Annotated in this window: 22 protein-coding genes; 13 read left to right on the forward strand and 9 right to left on the reverse strand. The window is 63.2% G+C overall.

The features are described 5' to 3' along the window. Window positions 1-134: 134 nt before the first annotated feature. A complete protein-coding gene (locus BACI9J_RS19850; RefSeq protein WP_236558783.1) occupies window positions 135-650 on the forward strand; it encodes a hypothetical protein in 516 nt (171 codons plus the stop codon). Between the two features lie 3 nt (window positions 651-653). Here BACI9J_RS19850 and BACI9J_RS19855 read toward each other — a convergent pair whose 3' ends face one another. Together BACI9J_RS19855 and BACI9J_RS19860 are read right to left on the reverse strand one after the other, a co-directional pair. After that, on the reverse strand, window positions 654-1,010 hold the full coding sequence (locus tag BACI9J_RS19855; protein WP_159735880.1) for a GNAT family N-acetyltransferase: 357 nt from the start codon (window positions 1,008-1,010) through the stop codon (window positions 654-656). Further along, window positions 1,007-2,362: an acyltransferase family protein gene (locus BACI9J_RS19860; protein WP_159735881.1), complete on the reverse strand. Its 1,356-nt coding sequence runs from the start codon at window positions 2,360-2,362 to the stop codon at window positions 1,007-1,009. Before BACI9J_RS19860 ends, BACI9J_RS19855 begins: the two co-directional genes overlap by 4 nt. A 156-nt stretch (window positions 2,363-2,518) precedes the next feature. Between BACI9J_RS19860 and BACI9J_RS19865 the strand changes: the two genes are divergently transcribed. After that, entirely contained in the window at window positions 2,519-2,938 is a 420-nt protein-coding gene (locus BACI9J_RS19865; protein ID WP_159735882.1) for a VOC family protein, read from the forward strand. 20 nt (window positions 2,939-2,958) lie between these two features. On the opposite strand, the gene BACI9J_RS19870 is transcribed toward BACI9J_RS19865, so the two are convergent. The 5 genes from BACI9J_RS19870 to BACI9J_RS19890 all read right to left on the reverse strand — a co-directional run bounded on the left by BACI9J_RS19870 (window position 2,959) and on the right by BACI9J_RS19890 (window position 8,269). Continuing rightward, a complete protein-coding gene (locus BACI9J_RS19870) occupies window positions 2,959-3,351 on the reverse strand; it encodes a DUF1304 domain-containing protein (RefSeq protein ID WP_105693827.1) in 393 nt (130 codons plus the stop codon). Between the two features lie 39 nt (window positions 3,352-3,390). Then, window positions 3,391-4,266, reverse strand: a complete 876-nt coding sequence (locus tag BACI9J_RS19875) for a class II fructose-bisphosphate aldolase (protein ID WP_159735883.1) — start codon at window positions 4,264-4,266, stop codon at window positions 3,391-3,393. Further along, a complete protein-coding gene (locus BACI9J_RS19880; protein WP_159735884.1) occupies window positions 4,266-5,732 on the reverse strand; it encodes a GntP family transporter in 1,467 nt (488 codons plus the stop codon). Before BACI9J_RS19880 ends, BACI9J_RS19875 begins: the two co-directional genes overlap by 1 nt. Window positions 5,733-5,833: 101 nt before the next feature. Further along, window positions 5,834-6,736, reverse strand: coding sequence for an NAD(P)-dependent oxidoreductase (locus tag BACI9J_RS19885; RefSeq protein WP_159735885.1), 903 nt, complete (start codon window positions 6,734-6,736; stop codon window positions 5,834-5,836). A gap of 24 nt (window positions 6,737-6,760) precedes the next feature. After that, window positions 6,761-8,269 (reverse strand): four-carbon acid sugar kinase family protein, encoded by a 1,509-nt coding sequence (locus tag BACI9J_RS19890; RefSeq protein ID WP_159735886.1) that lies wholly within the window; start codon window positions 8,267-8,269, stop codon window positions 6,761-6,763. Between the two features lie 129 nt (window positions 8,270-8,398). Between BACI9J_RS19890 and BACI9J_RS19895 the strand changes: the two genes are divergently transcribed. Both BACI9J_RS19895 and BACI9J_RS19900 read left to right on the forward strand, forming a co-directional pair. Beyond that, on the forward strand, window positions 8,399-9,202 hold the full coding sequence (locus BACI9J_RS19895) for an alpha/beta fold hydrolase (RefSeq protein WP_159735887.1): 804 nt from the start codon (window positions 8,399-8,401) through the stop codon (window positions 9,200-9,202). Window positions 9,203-9,277: 75 nt separating this feature from the next. After that, window positions 9,278-9,979: a FadR/GntR family transcriptional regulator gene (locus tag BACI9J_RS19900; RefSeq protein ID WP_159735888.1), complete on the forward strand. Its 702-nt coding sequence runs from the start codon at window positions 9,278-9,280 to the stop codon at window positions 9,977-9,979. A 121-nt stretch (window positions 9,980-10,100) separates the two neighbouring features. Here the strand turns inward: BACI9J_RS19900 and BACI9J_RS19905 are convergent, their stop codons facing one another. Further along, the gene (locus BACI9J_RS19905) at window positions 10,101-11,024 is read right to left on the reverse strand and encodes an AraC family transcriptional regulator (protein WP_236558784.1); all 924 of its coding nucleotides are present in this window, start codon (window positions 11,022-11,024) and stop codon (window positions 10,101-10,103) included. 374 nt (window positions 11,025-11,398) lie between these two features. Here BACI9J_RS19905 and BACI9J_RS19910 point away from each other — a divergent pair, with 374 nt between their 5' ends. The 8 genes from BACI9J_RS19910 to BACI9J_RS19945 all read left to right on the forward strand — a co-directional run bounded on the left by BACI9J_RS19910 (window position 11,399) and on the right by BACI9J_RS19945 (window position 21,311). Then, window positions 11,399-12,187: an SDR family oxidoreductase gene (locus BACI9J_RS19910; protein WP_159735890.1), complete on the forward strand. Its 789-nt coding sequence runs from the start codon at window positions 11,399-11,401 to the stop codon at window positions 12,185-12,187. A 52-nt stretch (window positions 12,188-12,239) separates the two neighbouring features. After that, a complete protein-coding gene (locus tag BACI9J_RS19915) occupies window positions 12,240-13,481 on the forward strand; it encodes a styrene monooxygenase/indole monooxygenase family protein (RefSeq protein ID WP_159735891.1) in 1,242 nt (413 codons plus the stop codon). A gap of 27 nt (window positions 13,482-13,508) precedes the next feature. Beyond that, window positions 13,509-15,353 carry a flavin reductase gene (locus tag BACI9J_RS19920; protein WP_236558785.1) on the forward strand — a complete coding sequence of 615 codons (1,845 nt, stop codon included), beginning with the start codon at window positions 13,509-13,511 and terminating at the stop codon, window positions 15,351-15,353. Further along, window positions 15,337-16,968, forward strand: coding sequence for a phytoene desaturase family protein (locus tag BACI9J_RS19925; RefSeq protein WP_159735892.1), 1,632 nt, complete (start codon window positions 15,337-15,339; stop codon window positions 16,966-16,968). The genes BACI9J_RS19920 and BACI9J_RS19925 overlap by 17 nt, the downstream gene beginning before the upstream one ends. Window positions 16,969-16,993: 25 nt before the next feature. Next, complete coding sequence (locus tag BACI9J_RS19930; protein ID WP_159735893.1) at window positions 16,994-17,785, forward strand: cyclase family protein; 792 nt, start codon at window positions 16,994-16,996, stop codon at window positions 17,783-17,785. Beyond that, window positions 17,782-19,458, forward strand: a complete 1,677-nt coding sequence (locus tag BACI9J_RS19935; RefSeq protein ID WP_159735894.1) for a thiamine pyrophosphate-binding protein — start codon at window positions 17,782-17,784, stop codon at window positions 19,456-19,458. The genes BACI9J_RS19930 and BACI9J_RS19935 overlap by 4 nt, the downstream gene beginning before the upstream one ends. A gap of 93 nt (window positions 19,459-19,551) precedes the next feature. Next, window positions 19,552-20,697 carry a zinc-dependent alcohol dehydrogenase gene (locus tag BACI9J_RS19940; RefSeq protein ID WP_159735895.1) on the forward strand — a complete coding sequence of 382 codons (1,146 nt, stop codon included), beginning with the start codon at window positions 19,552-19,554 and terminating at the stop codon, window positions 20,695-20,697. A gap of 32 nt (window positions 20,698-20,729) precedes the next feature. Further along, a complete protein-coding gene (locus BACI9J_RS19945; RefSeq protein WP_159735896.1) occupies window positions 20,730-21,311 on the forward strand; it encodes a hypothetical protein in 582 nt (193 codons plus the stop codon). Window positions 21,312-21,408: 97 nt separating this feature from the next. On the opposite strand, the gene BACI9J_RS19950 is transcribed toward BACI9J_RS19945, so the two are convergent. Continuing rightward, window positions 21,409-21,840, reverse strand: coding sequence for a universal stress protein (locus BACI9J_RS19950; protein ID WP_089593275.1), 432 nt, complete (start codon window positions 21,838-21,840; stop codon window positions 21,409-21,411). A gap of 160 nt (window positions 21,841-22,000) precedes the next feature. On the opposite strand from BACI9J_RS19950, the gene BACI9J_RS19955 reads away from it, so the two are divergent. Further along, entirely contained in the window at window positions 22,001-22,807 is an 807-nt protein-coding gene (locus BACI9J_RS19955; RefSeq protein WP_159735897.1) for an SDR family oxidoreductase, read from the forward strand. Window positions 22,808-22,890 lie beyond the last annotated feature (83 nt).

The raw sequence follows: 22,890 nt of genomic DNA on the forward strand, positions 1-22,890 counted from the left end.
CTGTACACAACCATTCTTTTTGCGCAAACCGCGTCACGATTCCCCCCTAAGCCGCACTAGACAGGCGTGACCTTCCCTAACCTGGAGCGATTCGAGGAATCATGGACATCCGGCACCCCCGCCCCCTCCCAAAATTGACACGCGCTCTTCACCACAATGCGCCCGGCCGTCAGAGCATGGTGGTTCGGGGGTTGCCTCACCGGCACTCCGGCCTGCTCAGCCGCAAGAAGAACTCGGGACATGTCGCGTTGGTTTACGGAGCGGACAGGACATGGGCCATCCCGGGCGAGACTGTCATTTTCACGGCATGGATCGTCAACGACTCAGCGAGTTACCTGAAGGACGTCAAGCTGGTACCGCGTTCCTTCACCAACGAAGGCATGGAGGTACTCCGCTACACAGCAGAACCCCTGCAACGGGACCTTGAAATCAACGTGCTGGCCCCCGGCCAATCAGTGATGCGGACCTTCTCCTACCTTGTTACCGACTCCGATCACCTCCACAGGGGAAGCCTGGTCAGCGCAATGCAGGTCCGGGCCACGTGCCGGGGACAACTCATTTCGGATGAACATGACGCCTTGGTCTCGCTCAGCGGAACGGGACAGGCTTGGCCGTTTGAGCCCAGCCCCGGGCAGCACGTAAGCAGGTGACCCCTATTCGTTGTTCGGTTGGCCCACAGGCCTTTCAGCGGGCCAGTCCACGTCCTGCTCGTAGCCCTCGTGCTTCTTCAGGTAAGCGGCAATGTAAGGGCAGTGCGGGATGATGCGCTTTCCGGACGCCACCACGTCATCCAATGCGAAGTGCGCCAACACTTTTGCCAGGCCCTGGCCGTTGAACCCGGGCTTCGTTTCAGTGTGGATGAAATCGATATGACCGGGCTTGTCCATGAACTGGGAAATCACGGCCAACTCTCCGTCCACATGCAGCTCGTAGCGGTGAAATTTGTCATTGCGCACCGTGGTGACGCCGGGGCGGAACGACTCTGCCAGTGAATCCGTATACTCGGTCATGTTTCGAGATTGGCACGTAAATCCGCCTCTGGCAACGTCGGCTCGTGGCCCGCGCCCAGTTCCGGGCCTTCCCGTGCCGAAGGCGGCAGCACCGGCGTCGGAACCCTGCCAAGCAGAAGGACGGCAAGAGCAAAGCACGCCGCTCCCCCGCCCAACAATGCCAGCGTTAAACCGTTGAAAGCGGCGTCAGCCACCGGGACCAGGACCACGACGGCGGCCGTCACCACAGCGGGACGCGACGGACCCCGGGCGTGGTTGGCCGCCGTCGGACGGTTCTCGAGGCGAGCAAAAAGCCACACCACAGGGACCAACAAGGTCACCACTGCGAAAAAGACGGGTATCCGCGCCCACCACCACTCCGCACTCCCGGCCAGTGGCTGGGGCAGATCGGTGAGCAGCAGCAGGCCGGACATCCCTACCAGGAGCGGCAAGTGCCACAGGTAAACAGTCATGGAACGCCGTCCGGCCACGGCAATGAATGCTTGGAGCCACCGAGCCTCGGCGATCCCCCGAATACCGTTTCGCAGCAGCTGGAGCGTGGCTGTTTGGGAAATCCCCAAGAGCAGCAGGCAAAGATTGGGCGGGTTCAGGTTCACCACCATGTTCCCGGGGTACACGGCCACACCGGTCACCAGTCCCAGCAGTAGGTTGCTGGACACTATCGCCCCAACAAGCCAGGTGCGGCTCCGGTGCTCAAAGAAGCCGTCAGCCATGAAAAAGCCCAATTGTTGGACGGCACACCATACAAAGATCATGTTCGCGAACGCCACGACGGGAATGCTGCCGCGAAGGGAATCAACAGCAATAATCAGGGCCACCAAGGAGGCGAAGGTCAGAAAGGGCGCGCGTTCGTAAAGCCGGGCCATCAGGGGAATGCTGAGCTGGGCTGTGAGGTAGGCCGCCAGAAACCAAAGGGGCATGGCGGCACCGGCGGTCATCAATTGAATGACCTGCGGATGGACACCAAGCAACAGCGCCACCCACAGCCCTCCCCACATGATCCCCAACAACGCCATGGCCGGACGGACCAGCCGCAGGAGCCGCACCTGTGCGAAATCGAATCCCGTACCGCCTTGCGCCTTCAATCGACGCCACGATTGCAAGCCGGTCACACCGCCCAGGACAAAGAACAGCGGAACGATCATGAGCCCCCATGCCACCGGGGTAAACCAGCCTTGTTCCATGAGCACGTTCAGGGTAGTGACTGTTCCATCCTTGTGCAGGACAGGGCTCACCATCATGCAATGCGCCACAACAACCAGAAACAGGCAAGTGAAACGGACAAGGTCGATCACCGGGTCCCGTTGCACAGCCCTTGCCTGGCCGGCGGGAGGATGCGCGTCCATCTCCATGGCTCTCCCCTGCAGTGCACGCACATGCGTGCTGACTTCATTGTCCGCCCGGGCGAGGGGTTGGGCCAGCAAGCGCCGCGCCGGTCTCTTCGGGAATATCCACAACGGCGAAATTGCCTCTGGACGAGTGGTGGAAACACCGGCAGGATCAGACGCATGACTACGTCGATTTTCGTGAACCTGCCCGTCAGCGACCTCGAGGCATCCAAGGCCTTCTACACAGCACTCGGTTACACCATCAACCCGAACTTCAGTGGTGAAACTGCCGCTTGTGTGGTGATCAGCGAGACCATTTACGCCATGCTCCTGACACACCACAAATTCAGCCAGTTCACCAAGCAACCCATCGCAGACACAAATAACTCGACGGCGGCAATTGTTGCCCTTTCTGCCGAGAGCCGCGAACACGCGGATGCCTTGGCCGCCAAGGCGCTGGAGGCCGGTGGAAGCGAAACGTACGACGCACAGGATCATGGCTTCATGTACGCCCGCGCGTTCCGGGACCTGGACGGCCACCACTGGGAAGTTGTGTGGATGGACGCTGCCGCGGCCCAGGATGGTCCTCCGGAGAGCTAGTCCAGTTCCGGTGGACCGGTTTAGCCCAGGGTCACTGCCAGCACACCGAGCACGACGGCGAGCAGCGGCGTGGTGCCTTGGAGCGTAGCTGCGCGGAGGTACTTTTTGCCGCTGGCTGCCAGTACAAGGGCGGCCAAGAGCATGGAGCCACAACTGCTGAAGACCAGGGTCCAGCCCACCTGGGTTGCGCCCATGGCTACGGCGATGATGCCGATCAAGGCGCCAATGGCGAGGAACAGGTTATAGAAGCCCTGGTTGTAGGCGAGCGGCTTGGTTGTTTCAGCGTCGGCTTGGGACGTGATGCTGAACGTTTTCCAGGTCTTGGGCTTGGTCCAGGTGATGGACTCCATGGTGAAGATGTAGACGTGGAGCAGGGCGGCAATTGTCGCAAAAATCAGGGAGGCCAGGATCATGGTTTGATCCTAGCCTCCCTGCGTTCTTGAGCTTGGCCATCAGGCGCTGAGCAGCTCCAGCGTGGTGCCGGCAAAGGCCCCGGCCGAGTGGTTCCATCGGGCCAGCAAACCTTGGAGGTTCTCGCCATCTGCCCGGTGCGCGGCGGTCTCCGTCTGCAGCGTGGAGAGGATGCCGGTACGCAGTTCCGTGTTGAAGTTCACTTTGCCAACCCGTAGGGAAGGAGCTTTTGCGAGTTCTTCCGCGGGTATGCCGGAGGCTCCGTGGAGCACCAGCGGCACCTCCGTCCGGGCGGAGATCTCTTGCAGCACATCCCAGCGGATGTTGGGCTCGCCCTTGTACTTTCCATGCACGTTGCCCACAGCCACAGCCAGCAGTTGGGCACCCGTCCGCTCCACGAAGTCGGCCACCTGCGCGGGGTTCGTGAGCCCCGCAACTGGCATACCGGCGTCGTGCGTTGAATCATCGGTACCGAACGCCTTGTCTTCGTCGCCGGCAAGGCCACCCAGTTCCGCTTCGATAACGACGTCGGAGGCACCTTGCGCGTCCAGCGCGGCACGGACCTGACGTACCAGGGCGATGTTGTCCGCATAGGACAAGGACGAACCGTCGGCGAGAACTGCATCCGCGCCGGCGGCAACAGAAGCAACAATGACCTGGAGGTCCGAGGCATGGTCCAGCTGAACCGAAACCGGGACACTGGCGTCGTCGGCCAAACCACGCAGGGCGGCAATGAGGCGCAGGCCGTTGGGTGTGCACGCAGTCTTCGGAGCCACCAGCAGGATCACGCCGAGCCGGGCTTCCTCGGCCGCGCCAACAACAGCCAGTGCGGTGGTGAAGTCGTAGCAAGTGAATGCCGGAACAGCGGAGCCGGAGACCAGTGCAGCATTGACCAGATGATCGAGTTTGGTGCGCATCAGTGGGCCAGGCCTCCCACCAGGATCCAGGCAACATATGTCAGCACGAAGCCGGCCAGGCCCAGGATGGTGGTGAGGACAGTCCAGGTCTTGAGGCCGTCAGACACAGTGAGGCCGTAGTAGCGGATCACGGTCCAGAATCCGGCGTCCGTCACGTGGGACAGGCCAAGCGCGCCGAACCCGATGGCGATCACGATCACGGCGATCTGGGCCGGCGTGTAGCCGCCCTCCATCACTGCGGATGTCAGCAGGCCGGTGGTGGTCACAATGGCCACAGTGGCCGAGCCTTGGGCGGCACGCAGTGCCAGCGAGATGATGAAGCCGAGCACGATCAACGGCAGGCCGAGGCTGTCCAGCGTGTGGGACAGCGCCGCGCCGATGCCCGAGGTACGGAGGACTTCACCGAACACACCACCGGCTGCAACCACCATGAGGATGGAGGCAATGGGAGGCAATGCACCTTCAAAAATCTCGCCGGTTTCCTTGAGCGACCAGTTGCGGCGGACGGCCAGCAGGAAGAAGGAGAGGGCCACCGCTACCAGGAGCGCGAAGAACGGGTTGCCGATGAACGCGGCCACGCCATACCAGTAGTTGTCCTTGGGGATGGTCAGCGTGCCGACGGTACCGAGGAGGATTTGTGCAATGGGTGCGGCGATCAGGAACATGATCAGGCCGGGTCGCGGAGGGGCGATTGCGCGGGCACCGGGACCCTCGTGGCCAACGTGGACCAGGGAGTCGGAGCCGAACTCTTCAACCTGCTGCTTAACCCCGGGCAGAAGCTCGTAGTCCTTGCGGTTCATGATGCTGGCAACCCAATAGGACAGGAATCCCAGGGGAATGCAGATGATGAGCGAGATCATGGTGATGAGCCCGATGTCCGCCCCGAAGACGCCTGCACCAGCAACGATTCCGGGGTGCGGCGGGACAGCAACGTGAATGGAAAGCATGATGCCGGCCATGGGCAGGCCGAACTTGATGGGGTGAACGTTGGCGATCTTGGCGAATGCGTAGACGATCGGAACGAGGACGATCACGCCCACTTCGAAGAACACGGGGATGGCCACAAGGAAGCCGACGGCGGTCAAAGCGACAGCGACGCGCTTGGCGCCGAGCTTTTCAGTGAAGTGGGTGGCCAGCGACTGCACGCCCCCGGATACTTCGATCATGCGCCCCAGGATGGCACCGAGGGCGATCAGCAAAGCGACCTTGCCCATGGTGCTGCCAACACCGGTGGTCACCACAGTAAAGATGTCCTTGAGTGGAATCTGCGCCGCAACACCTACCAGGATGCTGACGGCCAGCAGGGCTACGAAAGCCTGGATTTTGAAGCGGATAATCAGCACCAGCAGCAGGGCAATACCGGCTGCTGCGATGGCCAGCAAGAGCGGCGTTCCCAGCTCCACTGCGGGTTTGATGGGTGGGGCATCGGCCGCCCGGACCATCAAGGAGTTGATAAGGGGATTCATTGGGGGTGTCTCCTTTGACATACCAGTCCAGGGAAGACCGGCGGGAGGTGGCGGCGACGGCGAAGGGGGGATCGCCGTCGTCGCGCGTTCTGGTGGGGTGCTTAAGCGGTGCGCTTTGTGGGCGCAACAACCTTGATGACGGCGGAGTCGTCGGCGGCGGCGAGGCCCTGGGCCTGGCCGAGGAGGTAAAGCTGTTCCGCTGCGGCGGCCACAGGTGCGGCGAGGCCGGCGGCCCGGGTTGCCTTACCCACAATGCCCATGTCCTTGACGAAAATATCGAGGCGGCTCAGCACCTCGGCGCCGTCTTCGGAGTAAGCCTCAAGGATGCGCGGGCCGCGGTTGGAAAGCATGAAGGACCCGGCGGCTCCGGCTTCGAGGGCGGCCAGGGTCTTGGCCTGGTCCAGGCCAAGGGCATCGGCGAGGGCCATGGCCTCGGCAGCAGCGGCGATGTGGACGCCGCAGAGGAGCTGGTTGACCGTCTTGAGTGCTTGGCCGTCGCCGGGCTTGTCGCCCACGATGCTCAGGGTGGATGCCAGGAGTTCCAGGGCGGGACGGGCCTTCTCCAGTGCCTCGGGCTCAGCGCCAACAACGATCAGCAGATCGCCTTCACCGGCACGCTTCGGCCCGCCTGAGAGCGGCGCATCCACCAGGGCCACGCCGAACTCGGCCAGCTTTGCGACCGTGGCCGGGATGGCCTCGGTGCCCACGGTGCTGCCGAGGATCACCACAGCGCCGGGCTTCAATACCGAAGCAACGCCGTTCTCGCCGAAGAGGACGTCGTTGAGCTGCTCGCCGTTGCGGACGGCCAAGAGCAATGCGTCGGCGTCCTGCGATGCTTCGCGGGCTGAAGCGAAGGTCTTGATCCCGGCTGCTGCTGCGAGCTCCAGGCGGGGCTCGGCGATGTCGAACCCGTGGACGGTGAGCTCGGACGCGAGCCGGGTTGCCATGGGCAGGCCCATGGCGCCGAGGCCCAGGACGGTGACGGTGTAGTTGCTGGCGGTCATGGTGTTCTCCATTGAAGGTGGCTTCTAGAAAGTGGCGCTGAGCTTGCGGGTGACTTCGGTGAGTGATTGGTCGTCGCCCACGTTTCCGGCGAAGACGATGTACGGGATGCCCTTGGCGGGGCCGTCCACTGGCTCCCAGAGCGAGACGATGCCCGGCAGCATGGGTCCGCGGACAATGGCGTGGCGGATTTCCAGTCCATGCGCGGCGACGTCCGAGGACGTGATGCCACCCTTGGCGATGACGAACCGGGGCGGGAAGGTCTTCAGCGTCCGGTTCACCACGGCGACGACGGCGGCTGAGACGGTGCGGGCGATCTTCAGGCTCGCGGCGGCGTCGTCGGTCTTGATGAGCAGGCGGCTGGTGTGGACGATGACGTCGCCCTTGTGAAGTGCGTCGACGACGCGGGAGACGACGGTTTCGACGTAGGCGTCCGCTTCTGCTTCGCCCGCAGTTTGGGTACCGGCAATGAGTTTCTCGACGTCGATCTCAATGATCCGGGCCGAGCTGTGCTGTGACGTCAGGTGGTTGAGTTGCCGTGTGGTGACGCCAACGTGGGATCCCACCACGATCAGGCCGCCGGCTGTGGAGGGAGTGTTGCCTGCGTAGGCTTCCTCCGAGGTCAGCGCGGTGGGGATTTCCTGTCCGATGCGGCCCCGCACAAACGGCGGTCCCACGCGGTAGAGGAGCTTCTTGCCGCGGCGTTCTGCCTCTTCGAGGCCCAGGGCGAGGGCACGGAAGTCGTTTTCGGTAACGATGTCGGCCACAATAGGGGTGGAGTTGGTGGCCGGTTCAAGGGCGTCCGCGATCGCCTTCGCGGAGATGGTGGGGTCCTGCGCGGAGGATCCGGCGCGGATGATATTCAGGTCCAGGACGATCACGTCGGCAGCGGGGAATCGGCCCTGCGACTTCTCCTCCACATACTTGGCCATCTCGGAGTTGGCGAAGCCGAAGCTGGCATCCTTGGCGAATTCTGTGTCGGCTACCGGGGTGAGGGAGCCTGCGGCTTCTCCGGTGCCACGCATGTAGTGGATGCCGCCGATGGTGACGCGGCCGGCGTCGGGGAATGCGGGGACGATCACCACGCCGTCGGTCGCCTCGCCGGTTTCGGCGGCGACAGTGGCGGCGATGACGTCCGGTTCCAGCGGGTAGTGGCCGCGGAGGGTGGAGTCGCTGCGGCTGACGAAGCCCAGGCTGACCGTTCCATCCGCCGCCGCCAGTGCGTTGCGGACCACCTCCTCGTTGCGCGCCGCCGCTTCGGCCGGGTCGAGGCTGCGGGTGTTGGTGAGGACGTAGACCGCAGGCTGAGTGTGGTTCTCGCGGATATGGGAGAAGGCCCAGGTGAAGTCTGAAACTTCCCAGCGGGTAAGCACGGCCAGATCGGCCACGGACTGCGTTCCGGTGGGGTCGTCGTCGAGGACTACCAGGATCTTGGGTGCGGCCGCAGACGAAGCCGCAACGGCGTCGGCAACCAACTGAGCGGGAATCCGGACTTCCGCCGGGAAGGCGGCCAAAACGTCGGCTTCAAGGGTCACTGTGCACTCCATCGTGGGAAATCTCTGTAGCGGTTTGGTGAATGTAAGATGTCAGACGTCTAACATTTGAATTAGTGTGACACACGGCTCTTCACCGCGCAAGGTGCTGCCCGTCACTAAGCTGGGTGGATGGCTGACAGCGCTGTCCCGCTCCCGTGGATGAACGTCCTCACCCCCACCATTCCCGCAGGTGAGACCGTTCCCGCGGTGCTGATCCACGGTTGGGCGTCCGGTTCCGTGTACTGGGAACCGCTGGCTGGAAAACTGCTCGACGCCGGCCGCGAAGTCTGGATCATCGACCTCCCCGGATACCACCCGGGTGAAGTCCTGCCGCCGGATTTCGAATGGACGCTGGACTCTGCCGCCGCTTCAGTGGCGGCAGCCCTGGACGCCCGGTGCCGGGGTCCCGTGCATGTAGTGGGGCATTCCATGGGAGGCAGTGTTTCGTTGACGCTTGCCGCAGCCCGCCCCGAATTGGTGGCCACACTGACATTGGTAGGCATGGCCCCGGTGCCGCAGAATCAAGGATTCAAAGAGGTGCTCAATTCTCAGCTGGACCAAGGCTTCTTCGACTCCGGGACCATAGCGAAACTCATGAACGCCTGGTACGGGGAGCTGTCCGCAACAGACATGGAGCGCCTCAGCACCGGCTTCAACGTGCCTTTCCAGGTCCTGTCCGCCAGCGCCCTGGCCGCGATGACCGGCGTCGAACCTTCGGTGCCGGGGCGCGTCCGCGCGTCACTGCTGGTGATCGCCGGTACTGGAGATCGGGTGCGCCCTATCGAGCAAATGCGCGCGTTTGTGGCCGCAAGCCCGGATCGCCGGTTGGCACCCATTCCCGGCGCCGGTCATAACGTCCACTGGGAACAGCCGGAACTCTGCGCGGAGGCACTCATGGAGTTTTGGGAAACAAGCCGGCCACCGCCAGCGTAAGATGTCTGACATCCACCCGTCCCGAGGGAAATCCGAGGGGAACCGGGCGGTCTGAAGTACAGGAAATGGGGATACATGGCACGCAAGTCGCTGGTGGGCGTCGTGGCTGATGAGCTGATGGACAGGATCATCGCGGGCGAGTTTCCGCCCGGAACAGTTGTACCGGGCGAGCTGGAGCTCAGCGCAAAACACGAGGTCAGCCGCATGACCGTGCGCGAGGCCATGAAGACACTGGAAGCGCAGCGGATCCTCAGCGTTGAGCGCGGCCGCGGAACGTTCGTTAACCCCCTCAACCAGTGGGCATCACTTGAAGCCGTGTTGCGTGCGGCGTCTGAAGGAACCAAGGATGCGGCCGCTGCGATCCAACTGATCGAGCTCCGCAGGATGCTCGAAACCGGCGCTTGCGAACTGGCCGCCGAACGCATTTCCGATGATGAGCTCGCCGCACTCAGGGACCACGTGGAAAAGATGCAGGCCTCCCACGAAGTCAACCACCTCGCCGGGTTTGTGGAAGCCGACCTCGCCTTTCACGACGTAATTCTCCACGCCTCCGGCAACGTGTTTGTGGCCGTGCTTTTTGAACCTTTGCACCGCGTCCTGGAGGCCCGGCGCGCCGAGACTTCAGCGTTCCCGGAGATCCAGGAACACGCGATCGGCCATCACCGGAAGATCGCCGCGGCTTTGGAATCCCGCAATCCCAACGAGGCACGCCTGGCGATGGACGCGCACATGCAGCAGACGTTGGACGACCTGAAGACGTACGTGCTGGAGGCGTAGCTGGCACATGAGCCGCTCCCCAAGCGCGTTCCCCAAGTAGGGGACAGCACCTGTCACAATGGACGCCCATACCGACGTCTGCTGTCCCCTAGTTGGGTCAGCAGTTGGGTCAGCAGTTGGGTCAGCGGCGCAGGCTCTCGCTGGGCAGCTCCCCGAAGGCCTTCACGTAGAGCGCAGAGAAGCGCCCTTGGTGCGTGAAGCCGCAGAGATCAGCCACTGCCGTGACGCTCTGCTGGCGGGGGTCCGCCTCGAGAAGCATCTCCCGGGCGCGGTCCAGCCTGATACTTCGCAGCAGCTCCGACGGCGTCGCTCCGGTTTCCGCCCGAAGCGCCGTTTGGAGGGTGCGAACCGACACACCCAGGCACTCGGCGATGTCCGGCACGGTGAGTTCTTCAAAGGCATGCCGCTCCAACAGTTCGCGGCATTCCCTGACCAGCCGGCTCTCGGACTCCGCATCCCGGGTCTCACCACTGGGCAATTCCATCGCCATGAGAAATCGTGACACCATGCTGTCCGCCAGCAATCCCTGCACAAACGCGGGGGCCGTGGTTTGTGGCCGGCTGATCATGTCGTCATGAAGCTCGACGACGGCCCTCAAGAAGGCGCGGCCGGCGGCCCCCGAAAGGTCCATGCCATAGCCCAGGTCCACAGCGCTGTCTCCGTACAACTGCCCCGCCACCCGCTCCACCGCTGAACGACGTACGTAGACAATGAGGTGCGGACTGCCGCCGTCCCAGCTCATGGAAAAGGGGCGGTTTATGGGCGGAACCGTAGCCATGCGGGGACTGGATTCCACGGTGCTGGCACCTACCTGCATGGAAGCGTGTCCCGCCAGGGGAATCTGCACCAGATGGAAGTCCTGGAGGCCCTCCGGCTCAATCCGAACGTCCGCGCCGTAATCCAGGAACTCGATTCCAACATCGCCACGGTGCAAGGAACGCAGCTTCATGTCCATCAGGGAGGCGCGTGTCCGCGGGGCAAGCTCATGGCTGCAGAACAACTCCGCAATCTTGGCATGCGCCTCGTCCACATTGCTTGTGGCCATTGTTGGCTGCCCCCGCAGAACATCACGGGCAAGAATCCTGACCATCCGCCACCTACTTCACGGGTAATTGCACGTCACACGGTTTTCCGGAACTTTTCGCCTTTCGGATGATCCCCGCGCCAAGTGGATATTCCGGAGTGCAGCGTCTGTCTAGAGTCGCTTTTAGAACAAGTATGACGCAGCTCACAAAACCATACCAACGGCCGAAGCGAGGTGAGGACCAGTGGAAGAGGAAGACCCTGCGTAATTCGGATGATTCCCGCGCCAAATGGATATTCACTCCGGCGCCGGCTGCCTAGAGTCGCTTGCAAGACAAATATGACGCACGTCATATCTCCGTAACAGCACCATCTCCACGCGAAAGGGGTCGGCACATGTCAGCACTCAAGGGCAGGACGGCAATTGTTACCGGCGGAGCTACCAAGGTGGGCCAGGGCGTGGTCACCGCATTGCGGGACGCCGGCGCCACGGTGGTGGTGGCGGATATAGATCCCGACGGCGCCTCCCTCACCGCCGGGCTGGGCGACGGGATCACCTACTCCCACACTGACATCACTGATGACGACGCTGTGGACCGGCTGGTCAGCCAGACCGCTGCTGCGCACGGGAGCTTGGATATCCTGGTGAACCTCGCGTGCACTTACAAGGACGACGGCGCAGCCTCGGGACGCGCGGACTGGCTGGAGGCACTGAACGTCAATCTCGTCAGCGCCGTTGTGGCAAGCAACGCGGCCCGCCCATACCTCAAAGCATCCGGGCGGGGGGCCATCATCAACTTCACCTCCATTTCCAGTTCAGTGGCCCAGACCGGTCGTTGGCTCTACCCGGCCAGCAAAGCAGCCTTGGTTCAGGTCACCCGCAGCATGGCCGTGGACTTCGCACCGGACGGCATCAGGGTCAACTCGGTCAGTCCGGGCTGGGTGTGGAGCAACATCATGGACTCCCTCAGCAACGGAAACCTTGAGAAGACAGATTCCGTGGCGGCACCCTTCCATGCACTAAAGCGTGTAGGCCGCCCGCACGAGGTGGGTGACGTGGTTGCGTTCCTCGCCGGCGACCAAGCCAGTTTTGTGACCGGCGCGGATTGGGCTGTGGACGGCGGTTACTCCGCGTTGGGGCCGGAACGCGCCGAAGAAACCATTCCCCTGCTCGCCGCAAACTAGCAACCAGCCCTACCCAACCCGCAAAAAGACCTAAAGAGAAAAGGGCACCACCATGACGCAACGCCCCATCACAATCGTCGGCGCCGGCCAGTCCGGACTGCAGCTCGGCATCGGCCTGCTCGACGCCGGCTACCAGGTCACCACCATCTCCAACCGCACACCCGAAGAGATTGCCGAGGGCAAAGTAGCCTCCAGCCAGTGCATCTTCCACAACGCTCTGGAGCACGAGAGGGACCTCGGCCTGGATTTCTGGCCGGACGCGCCAACCGTGGACGGAATATCGTTCACCATCCCGCATCCCGAGCTGCCGGGTGAGAAGGCCATCAGCTGGGCTTCCCGCTTGGACAACCACGCCAAGTCGATCGATCAGCGGGTCAAGTTCCCCAAGTTCATGGAGGAGTTCACCGCACGGGGCGGCGAGCTGGTGTTCGAAGATGCCGGCGTGGCTGAGCTGGAGAAATACACGCAGAACTCGGACCTCGTGATCGTGGCGGCCGGCAAAGGTGAGATCGCCCAACTGTTCACCCGGGACGCCGAACGCAGCACCTACGACGCACCGCAGCGCGCACTGGCCCTGACCTATGTGAAGGGACTAAAACCCCGCGAAGAATATTCCGCGGTCTCGTTCAACCTCATCCCCGGCGTGGGCGAATACTTCGTCTTCCCAGCGCTCACCACCACCGGCCCCTGCGAGATCATGGTCTTCGAGGGGGTCCCGGGCGGACCCATGGATACGTGGAAAGGCCTCTCACCCGAGGAACACCTGCAGAATTCAAAGGACATCCTCAACACCTTCCTGCCGTGGGAAGCCGCGCGGGCCACAGAGGTGGAACTGACCGATCCGAACGGCGTGCTCCAGGGCCGCTTCGCGCCTACCGTCCGCCACCCCATTGCTACGCTGCCCAGCGGACGGCAGGTACTGGGCCTGGCCGACGTCGTGGTGTTGAACGATCCCATCACCGGGCAGGGTTCGAACAACGCCAGCAAATGCGCCGCGTCCTACATGGACAGCATCATCCAGCACGGGAGCGCGACGTTCGACGCAGGCTTCATGCAGGCCACGTTCGAGCGCTATTGGGATTACGCCCAGCACGTTGCACACTGGACAAATGCCCTCCTGGCTCCGCCGCCGCCTCACGTCCTGGAGCTCTTGGGTGCCGCAAACAATGAGCCTGCTATCGCACACCGCTTCGCCAATGGCTTCAACCACCCGCCGGAATTTCAGAACTGGTTCATGTATCCGGACAAAGCCGCTGACTACCTGGCAGGCCTCTCCGCCGCCAAGGTTTCCTAGCACAGCCCTGCTAATAAGGACTCCGTTATGCGAAAAATAGCAATTATTGGTGCTGGCGAATCCGGCGCCCAGCTGGCCCTCGGCCTCCAACGGGACGGCTACGCTGTGACGCTCCTGTCCGACCGTTCCGCAGCACAGATCCGCACCGGCAAAGTCATGTCCAGCCAGTGCATGTTCTCCACAGCCCTGGACGCCGAAGCCCAGCTGGGGACGGCGCTCAGCGAATTCTACGAGTCCGGTTCCGTGCCGGGCATCACCTCTATTCGGCTGCGCGTGGACGCGGAAGAGCCCATCGAGTGGGAAGCTCCCCTGGATGGCCCCGCCCGTTCCATCGATCAGCGCATCAAGAGCGCCCTCTGGATCGAGACGTTCGTGGCCGCCGGGGGTGACTTCCGCATTGAGAAGGTAACCCCGCGGATGCTCGAAGAGCTCACCCATGACTATGAGCTGGTGATTGTGAGCACCGGCAAGGGCGAGATCGGGCAAATCTTCCCCCGCGACAAGTCCAAGTCGCCCTTCGACCGGCCGCAACGGGTGCTGGCATTGAACTACGTCAAGCCCGACGCCGGCGCTTCCGCAATCGGGGCAGGTGAAGCGGAAGCTTCCAGTACCTCCAACAGCGGCGAAGCCATCCGCATGTCCATGGCCCCCGGCGTCGGCGAGTTCTTTACGTTCCCGGGCCTGACAGTCTCCGGCCCCTGCCGCATGATGGTGTTCGAAGGCGTGGTGGGTGGCCCCATGGACCGCTGGACCGACGTCGGGACGCCGCAACAGCAGCTCGAACGTTCGCTGGAGATCCTGCGCGAGCATTTCCCGCACGAGGCTGAGAACTTCGCCGGGGCGGAGCTGACGGATGATGGCGCCACACTTCTGGGGCGCATCACGCCCACGGTGAGGTCCGCCGTCGGGGAGCTCAGCAACGGCACGTTGGTGTTCGGCCTCGGGGACGCTGTGGTCCTCAATGATCCCCTCACCGGGCAGGGCTCCAACAACGCGACGCTTGCCGCCAAGTATTACCTTGATGCGATCGTTCGCCGTGGCCGGCAGCCCTTTGACCGCACATGGATGGAGCGCACTTTTGATGAATTCTGGCGCGGCTGGGGCCAGTGGGCCGTGGAGTGGACCAACGATCTCCTGAAGCCGCGGCGGGACCACCAGAAGACTTTGCTAAGCGAGGCTGCCCACCATCCGGCGCTGGCGGCAAGCATCGTCAGCGGTTTCGATGACCCTCGGACCTCGTACCCCTGGTGGTTCGATTCCGCTGCCGCCGCCGACTTCATGCAGGCCAGAAAAGAAGAGGACACCTCGGTTTTCGATGTCCGTGATTTCCGGAGCGCTTTGGGCCAGTTCGCCACAGGCGTCACCGTGGTCACCACCGTAGCCGCGGACGGCAGGAAAGTGGGCATGACCGCGAACTCCTTCACTTCAGTGTCCATGGAGCCGCCGCTGGTGCTTTGGTGCCCCAGCAAACGCGCGCCCAGCCTGGGCGACTTCGAGGACGCCACGCACTTCGCCATCAACATCCTGGCCAGCGACCAGCACGTCCTGTCCCGCCAATTCGCAACGCCGGCCACGGACAAGTTTGTGGGCGCGGAAACCACCGAGGGCATCGCCGGCGTTCCGCTCCTGAATGGCGCGGTGGCTACCTTCCAATGCCGCACCGTTTCGCGACATGATGCCGGTGACCACGTCATATATGTGGGCGAGGTGGAAAGCTACAAGCACGACGGCGGCGCACCCCTGGTGTTCCACGGCGGCAAGTATCACGCCACCGCCAGCCATCCGGATTTCCAGGCACAGTCTGTTGACCAGGGACACTCTCCTGGCCAGGGACACTCTCACGAAAGGCGCGGAGATGGACGATTCAGTTGACGTCGCGATCATCGGTTCAGGCATCAACTCCTTGGTGGCGGCCGCAGAGTTGGCTTTGGCCGGGAAGCGCGTGTGCATCATTGAGCGCTCGGACCGGCTGGGTGGTTTCATCCATTCCGCCGAGCGGACCCTGCCGGGCTTCATCCACGACTCCTTCTCCTCCTGGCACCCGCTGTTCGTCTCCGGTGGCGCCTACGGGGCGCTCGGCAAGGAGTTGCATGCCCGGGGCCTGGAGTACGCCAACACCACAGGACCGGTGACGGCGAGCGTGGCTGCCGATCCAGTCACAGGATCCCACCGCGTTGTCATCGCGGAACGTGATCCGGGGCAAACGGCTGCCGCGTTCAAGGAGCCCGGCGATTCCGCTGCGTACCTGGCCATGCTGGACGACCTGGGCCGCAATGCCGGAACCGTATTCGGGGCCTTCGGGGCGGAGCTACGGTCCTTTGGGCAGGTAGCAAAGATTGCTTTTGGCGCTGTCCGTCGCGGGCGCTTCACGGGGACGGAGGCTTTCGTCCGGGATTCGGTGATGAGCGGCCGGAACTACACCCGCAGCCGCTTTGACGGGTGGGAAGCGGACCAGCTGTGGTCGCCGTGGCTCCTCCACGCAGGTCTCGGCCCGGACCAGGCCACCGGCGGGGTCATGCTTCCGGTGATGGCCATGAGCATGCACAGCTTTGGGCTCCCGATTGTGAAGGGTGGGGCCTCGAGTTTCGTGGCGGCGTTTGAGTCTTTGCTGCGCGACAACGGTGCCCGGATCATGCTGGGTGCAGACGCCGAGGAGATCCTGGTGGAGGACAATTCCGTCACCGGCGTCCGGACTTCCCAAGGTGTGATTTCGGCGGAGACGGTACTCGCGAACGTTTCGCCGCAGGCCCTCTACACCCGGCTTCTACGCCAGCCCCCGGCCGGCACTGCCGCGGCTGCTGAACGGTATCAGAACGGCCGCGGAGCCATGCAGATCCACCTCGCTCTGGACAAACCTGTGGAATGGCTCGATCCCCGGCTCAAAACGGTCCCGTTGGTTCACATCAGCAACGGCTCAGACAGCACAGGGATTGCCTGCGCACAGGCTGAAGCCGGGCTGTTGCCCAACGAACCCACCGTGGTGGTGGGCCAACAGTGCGTCCTGGATCCATCGCGGGCCCCGGACGGCAAGGCCACGTTGTGGTTGCAGTTGCAGGAAGTCCCGTTCACGCCCGTGGGCGACGCAGCGGGCGAACTGCCGGTGGAAGGTGGCTGGACCGAGCAGCTGAAACAGGGCTACTTGGAGCGGGTCCTGGCACGGCTTGAGCGGTTTGCTCCCGGAACCCGGGCTACTGTTCTCGCCTCTGACATCCTCGCCCCCACAGACCTGGCTGCTGCCAACCCCAACGCCGTCAACGGCGACCCTTACGGCGGCTCAGCGGAGCTCTTCCAGAACCTGCTCTGGCGGCCTTTCCCGGCAGCGGCAGGACACCAAACCGCCGTCGAAGGCCTCTGGCACATCGGCGCTTCCACTCATCCGGGGCCCGGACTTTCCGGGGGTTCCGGACACCTGGTGGCCCAAAAACTGACCGCACCACCCTCACGACTTTCCCGCCTTCAAGCAGCACTGAAATTTAAGCAGCACTGAAACCAAGCAAGCGATAAGGAGAACAATGTCTGTTCTGGCCGGGCTCACTGCAGCCCTTTCGAGTGGTTCGGTGGAAATCATCGATCTCACCACGCCCCTGAGTTCCGAGACCCCCATCCTGAACCTGCCCCAGCCGTTCGCTAACACGGTGGGGCTCTCCGTCTCGCCGGTGAGTAATTTCGACGACGCCGGACCGGCTTGGGCGTGGAACGACGTCACCGTGGGCGAACACGCCGGCACGCACCTGGACGCCCCGGTCCACTGGATCACGGGCAAGGACGGCAAGTCCGTGGACCAGATCGAGCCGCACCGCCTGGTGGGACCGGTAGCGGTGATCGATAAGACCGCCGAGGTTTCCGCGGACCCTGACTTCCTGTTGGAACCGGAACACTTTGAGCAGTGGCAGTCTAAGCATGGGTTGTTCCCGGAGAATTGCTGGATCATTTTCCGCACCGGTTGGGCGGCCCGCGGCACGGACGCTGCGGCCTTCGTCAACGCGGACGACGCCGGTCCCCACACTCCCGGGGTCTCAGCTGCGGGTGCCAAGTGGCTTGCGGGTAACGCCTCGATCAGCGGTTTCGGTGTGGAGACCGTGGGCATCGACGCCGGCCAAGCTGGTTCCTTGGATCCAATGTTCCCCGTTCACTCCTTCCTCCTGGGCGCAGACAAGTATGGTGTGACCTCGCTGCGGAACGTGGACCGGCTCCCCGTCACGGGTGCCACGTTGATGGTGGCGCCGTTGCCCATTGTTGGCGGCACGGGAAGTCCCAGCCGCGTGTACGCACTGGTTGAAAAAGATGTGGCGGAGAAGGCATGAGCGAGCAGGTACGGGTTTCCACACTGGTGGGCAGAACGCTGGCGAAGCTCGGCGTCGGACACGTTTTTGGGGTGGTGGGCTCCGGTAATTTCGATGTCACGGGCACCCTCATGGCCGAAGGCATTCCTTTCACCGCGGCCCGGCACGAGGGCGGTGCTGCCACCATGGCGGACGCGTACTCGAGGATGTCCGGCAAAGTGGGCGTGGTGACCACCCATCAGGGCTGCGGGCTGAGCAACGCCATCACCGGGATCGGCGAGGCAGCCAAAAGCCGCACCCCCATGATTGTGCTGACCGCCGACACCCAGGCCGCCGCCATCAGGTCCAACTTCAAGATCGACCAGGACGGGCTGGCCAGAAGCGTGGGAGCCGTGGCCGAACGCATCCACTCCCCCGCCACCGCTGTCGCGGACACAGTGAGGGCCTTCCGGACAGCCGTGAATGAGCGCCGCACGGTGGTCCTGAGCCTGCCGCTGGATGTCCAAGGTGCCAGTTCGGCGGACGAGGTGAGTGCCGTCGTCGTGCCTGAGCCTTTGAAGGTTCGCCCGGACGCGGCCGCCGTTGAGCAACTGGTGGCGCTCATTTCTGCCGCGGAACGGCCCGTGTTCGTTGCCGGACGCGGCGGCAGGGGCGCACGGGAAGAGATCCTGGAACTGGCCCGCCATGCAGGTGCGCTGGTGGCAACCTCCGCCGTGGCGAGCGGGCTGTTCAACGGCGACTCCCACAACCTCGGAATTTCCGGCGGTTTCTCCTCACCGTTGACGGCCGAGCTGATCAGCGGCGCGGACCTGATTGTGGGGTGGGGTTGCGCGCTGAACATGTGGACCATGCGGCACGGGCGACTCATTTCCGCCGGCACCAAAGTAGTGCAAATCGACGTCGAGGATTCCGCCCTCGGCGCCAACCGCCCCATCACCCTCGGCCTGCTGGGGGACTCAGCACTGACGGCCGCGGATGCGTTGACGGCCCTGCGCTCCGGGCAGTCCGAGCCGGCTGAAAAGTACCGCACTGAAGCCAACGCCCTGGCCATCAAGCAGGGTTCCCGGTGGCGTGATGTGGACACCGAGGACCTGTCCACCTCCATGGCTATCGATCCCCGCGTCCTCAGCCATGAACTCGATACCCTGCTCCCCGCCGACAGGATCGTGGCCGTGGACTCAGGCAACTTCATGGGCTACCCCAGCCAATACCTCGCGGTGCCGGACGAGTTCGGGTTCTGCTTCACCCAGGCATTCCAAGCGATCGGACTCGGACTCTACACAGCCATCGGCGCCGCCCTCGCCCAACCCCACCGACTGCCGGTCCTGGGCGCCGGAGACGGTGGATTCCTCATGGGCATCAGCGAACTCGAAACCGCCGCCAGGCTGAAGCTGCCGCTGGTGTGCATCGTCTACAACGACGCCGCGTATGGGGCCGAGGTGCATCACTTCGCGTCCGAACACACTGAGGCTGAGCTTGCCAGCGTCGTGTTCCCCGACACGGACATCGCCGCCATAGCCCGCGGATTCGGAGCCGAAGGCGTGACCGTACGGACCGCGGCGGACCTCGCCGCCATCCAGCCTTGGATCGCGGCCTACCAAGCCGGAACCCAGAACCGGCCGCTGGTGATCGACGCGAAAATCGCCTCCGACGGGGGCTCGTGGTGGCTGGCCGAAGCATTCCAAGGCCACTGAATGCGAGCTACTTGAAAAAGAACTGGACACCGATAATAAGGAGACTTAGCATTTTGACCTGTATCGACAGCTAGCTGTTGGAGGCGGCAAAAAATGCGAGCGATGGTGTACCGCGGCCCGTACAAAGTCACGGTCGAAGAAAAAGATATCCCCCGGATTGAGCATCCCAATGACGCAATAGTCCGGGTTACCGGAGCCGCGATCTGCGGCTCAGACCTGCACCTGTATCACGGCATGATGCCGGATACACGGGTTGGGATGACCTTCGGGCATGAATTCGTGGGCGAGGTCCACGAGGTTGGCTCGTCGGTTCAAAACCTGAGCGTCGGGGACCGCGTGATGGTGCCCTTCAATATCTACTGCGGGTCCTGCTATTTCTGCGCCCGCGGCCTGTATTCCAACTGCCACAACGTCAACCCGAACGCGACGGCGGTGGGCGGCATTTACGGTTACTCCCACACCACCGGTGGTTACGACGGCGGCCAGGCGGAGTTCGTGCGCGTGCCGTTCGCCGACGTCGGACCCACCAAAATACCCGAGTGGATGGATCAGGAAGACGCGGTGATGCTCACCGACGCCCTCCCCACCGGCTACTTCGGGGCACAATTGGGCGACATTGAGCAGGGTGACACTGTTGTGGTTTTTGGAGCAGGACCTGTGGGGCTCTACGCAGCGAAATCGTCGTGGTTGATGGGCGCGGGACGGGTGATCGTCATTGACCACCTCGAGTATCGCCTTCAGAAGGCGCGGGAGTTTGCCCACGCCGAGACCTACAATTTCAACGAATACGACGACATCGTGGTGGAGATGAAGAAAGCAACCGACCACCTCGGCGCGGACGTGGTGATTGACGCCGTCGGAGCTGAAGCGGACGGCAACCTGACCCAGCACATAACGTCCTCGAAATTCAAGCTGCAGGGCGGTTCGCCCGTCGCTTTGAACTGGGCGATCGATTCCGTCCGGAAAGGCGGAACAGTCTCCGTGGTGGGCGCCTACGGCCCGATGTTCAGCGCCGTGAAATTCGGCGATGCCATGAACAAAGGACTGACCCTGCGGATGAACCAGTGCCCTGTAAAGCGGCAGTGGCCCCGACTGTTCGAACACGTCCGGAACGGCTACTTGAAACCCAGCGACATCATCACCCACCGGATTCCGCTGGAACACATCGCTGAGGGATATCACATCTTCTCGGCCAAGCTGGATGACTGCATCAAGCCGATCGTGACCACGGCCGCATAGCCGGGCAGACCAGGCGAAAAAGGAGAGACATCATGCCGTACACAGCAGACAGGCCGCGACCACGGCCAACACCCGAGGAACTCCGGGCCAAAATCCCGGGCTGGGGCGTGGACCTGGACCCCAAGGACCGGCCGTCATTCCCCCGCGAGCAGCGCGGGATCCCCACCGGGGCGCACTGGGACTTCCCGGAGCGCCAAGAGGAGAAATGGCCCCGTGAACGATCTGTTGAACACAAATTCCTGACACCTGTTTTTGGCACATCAACCCCGCCAAAAGGCCTCTCAGGGGCCATCAGGAAATACGCCTACAAGTACAGCGAAGGACGGGCTGCGCACTGGCTGCTCCTGATCGCAGGTGACCGCGTGGACGCCTGGGAGAACCACCTGAAGTCATTTGCCACGCTGCGCCCGGACAACCCGATCACCGAAACCGGGGTACTGAGCGAGTTCAAGAACCACGGTATGTCATCAAGGTGGGGCAGGAAACGCGCGGACACCAAGCACCAGTGGATGGACCCCATCATTGTTGCGGGGCCGTGGCTTTTGGCGGGTGCCGGCGTCGTCGTCGTCCTTAAAGGCGTCGCCAAAGCAGCCCGGACAACCCGCCGCCGCTAAGCGAGTAGCCCTCACCCGGCTGAGCTACCCAACCAGGGGACAGCACCCGCTCTAATGAGCATGCATTGCGACGGGTGCTGTCCCCTACATGGGTTGGTTACGCGTCGACGTCGGTGTTCACGATGTAGACGTCGCACGGGGCGCCGTGCGCCACGCTGTTGGCGATGCTGCCCAGGACGCGGCCAAGGCCCTTCATGCGCTTGTTGCCTACAACGATCAGTGAGGCGTTGTTGGTCTCGGCGTAGTTGATGAGGGCGTTGGCCGGAGTACCGCGGGCCGCGAAGTACTTGATGTTGCCGGCGGGGACGTCCAGCTCTTCGGAGACCTTGCGGGCAACGTATTCCGCGGAGTCGGCTGAGGAGACAGTGATGCGGTCGCTGCCGCTGCCGAATTCTTCGATGCGGTCATCGGAGAAGCCGCTGATCACGTGCAGTTCGGCGCCGAGTGCGGTGGCGAACTTCGCTGCTGCCACTGCTGCGCGTTTGGCCGTCTCGCTGCTGTCAACGCCGACCACAATAACTTCTGACATGAGTACTCCTGGTTGTGGGGATTCACTGGGTGCTGCTGCAAGAAATCTACACTCGATCACCCTGCGCCGGGATGACCCTTTTGCGCCGGGAGTGTTTACGGCCGGAATCCCTGGGTAGGGATAAATCATCGGACTGATCACATCACCGAAAGGCAAGACAATGAGCGATGCACCATTTTCCCCGCAGACCGCCATCGTCACAGGATCGGATTCTGGGATCGGAAAGGCCACGGCGGTGGCGCTGGCCAAAGCGGGCATGGACGTAGGGATCACCTGGCACTCGGATCAGCAAGGCGCTGAAGAAACTGCCGGGGAGGTCCGCGGCCTGGGCCGGAAAGCAGTAGTCCGCCAACTGGACACCACCGATGTCCGGGGAACGGCCGCGGCCATCGACCAACTGGCTGAGGAGCTTGGCGGTGTGGACGTCTTCGTGAACAACTCCGGAACGGGCGATGGCACCAAGTTCCTGGAGCTGGACTACGACACCTGGATGTCCACCTTGGACACCAACCTCAACGGCGCGTTCGTGGCCATGCAGACTGCCGCCAAGCGCATGGTCAAGGCCGGCCGCGGCGGTCGCATCATCGCGGTCACCAGCGTCCATGAGTTCCAACCGAGGGTTGGGGCCTCAGCCTACGACGCTTCAAAGCATGGCCTGGGTGGCCTCATCAAAACCATGGCCCTGGAGCTCGCTGAACACGGGATCACTGCCAACAACGTGGCACCGGGTGAGATCGCCACTCCCATGACGGGCCAGGAAGACGAGGATCCCACGCAGAAGGAACGGCCCGGCGTCCCGGTGGGGCGCCCCGGGGATGCCCGGGAAATCGCCGCCGTCATTGCTTTCCTGGCGTCCCCGGATTCCAGCTACGTGAACGGCGCTTCGTGGCCCGTGGATGGCGGAATGCTGCAGATGGGACCGCAGGCGGGCTCGCACATCACCAGCAACGACTGGCGTGAAAGCTAAGCCCCTGCAGCCTCTGGCCGCACGATGATCCGTGGGCTAGTCTGCATGGACGGCCTGCCTGGCGGGCCTGATTTTCTTTTCCG

Source organism: Arthrobacter sp. 9V (assembly GCF_902506065.1).
GTDB lineage: Bacteria > Actinomycetota > Actinomycetes > Actinomycetales > Micrococcaceae > Arthrobacter.

What these genes read in the sequence shown, in the direction of transcription:
- BACI9J_RS19855 (WP_159735880.1), bottom strand. Translation starts at nt 1,010, where the DNA reads ATGACCGAGTATACGGATTCACTGGCAGAGTCGTTCCGCCCCGGCGTC.
- BACI9J_RS19860 (WP_159735881.1), bottom strand. Translation starts at nt 2,362, where the DNA reads ATGGAGATGGACGCGCATCCTCCCGCCGGCCAGGCAAGGGCTGTGCAA.
- BACI9J_RS19865 (WP_159735882.1), top strand. Translation starts at nt 2,519, where the DNA reads ATGACTACGTCGATTTTCGTGAACCTGCCCGTCAGCGACCTCGAGGCA.
- BACI9J_RS19870 (WP_105693827.1), bottom strand. Translation starts at nt 3,351, where the DNA reads ATGATCCTGGCCTCCCTGATTTTTGCGACAATTGCCGCCCTGCTCCAC.
- BACI9J_RS19875 (WP_159735883.1), bottom strand. Translation starts at nt 4,266, where the DNA reads ATGCGCACCAAACTCGATCATCTGGTCAATGCTGCACTGGTCTCCGGC.
- BACI9J_RS19880 (WP_159735884.1), bottom strand. Translation starts at nt 5,732, where the DNA reads ATGAATCCCCTTATCAACTCCTTGATGGTCCGGGCGGCCGATGCCCCA.
- BACI9J_RS19885 (WP_159735885.1), bottom strand. Translation starts at nt 6,736, where the DNA reads ATGACCGCCAGCAACTACACCGTCACCGTCCTGGGCCTCGGCGCCATG.
- BACI9J_RS19895 (WP_159735887.1), top strand. Translation starts at nt 8,399, where the DNA reads ATGGCTGACAGCGCTGTCCCGCTCCCGTGGATGAACGTCCTCACCCCC.
- BACI9J_RS19900 (WP_159735888.1), top strand. Translation starts at nt 9,278, where the DNA reads ATGGCACGCAAGTCGCTGGTGGGCGTCGTGGCTGATGAGCTGATGGAC.
- BACI9J_RS19905 (WP_236558784.1), bottom strand. Translation starts at nt 11,024, where the DNA reads ATGGCCACAAGCAATGTGGACGAGGCGCATGCCAAGATTGCGGAGTTG.
- BACI9J_RS19910 (WP_159735890.1), top strand. Translation starts at nt 11,399, where the DNA reads ATGTCAGCACTCAAGGGCAGGACGGCAATTGTTACCGGCGGAGCTACC.
- BACI9J_RS19915 (WP_159735891.1), top strand. Translation starts at nt 12,240, where the DNA reads ATGACGCAACGCCCCATCACAATCGTCGGCGCCGGCCAGTCCGGACTG.
- BACI9J_RS19920 (WP_236558785.1), top strand. Translation starts at nt 13,509, where the DNA reads ATGCGAAAAATAGCAATTATTGGTGCTGGCGAATCCGGCGCCCAGCTG.
- BACI9J_RS19925 (WP_159735892.1), top strand. Translation starts at nt 15,337, where the DNA reads ATGGACGATTCAGTTGACGTCGCGATCATCGGTTCAGGCATCAACTCC.
- BACI9J_RS19930 (WP_159735893.1), top strand. Translation starts at nt 16,994, where the DNA reads ATGTCTGTTCTGGCCGGGCTCACTGCAGCCCTTTCGAGTGGTTCGGTG.
- BACI9J_RS19935 (WP_159735894.1), top strand. Translation starts at nt 17,782, where the DNA reads ATGAGCGAGCAGGTACGGGTTTCCACACTGGTGGGCAGAACGCTGGCG.
- BACI9J_RS19940 (WP_159735895.1), top strand. Translation starts at nt 19,552, where the DNA reads ATGCGAGCGATGGTGTACCGCGGCCCGTACAAAGTCACGGTCGAAGAA.
- BACI9J_RS19945 (WP_159735896.1), top strand. Translation starts at nt 20,730, where the DNA reads ATGCCGTACACAGCAGACAGGCCGCGACCACGGCCAACACCCGAGGAA.
- BACI9J_RS19950 (WP_089593275.1), bottom strand. Translation starts at nt 21,840, where the DNA reads ATGTCAGAAGTTATTGTGGTCGGCGTTGACAGCAGCGAGACGGCCAAA.
- BACI9J_RS19955 (WP_159735897.1), top strand. Translation starts at nt 22,001, where the DNA reads ATGAGCGATGCACCATTTTCCCCGCAGACCGCCATCGTCACAGGATCG.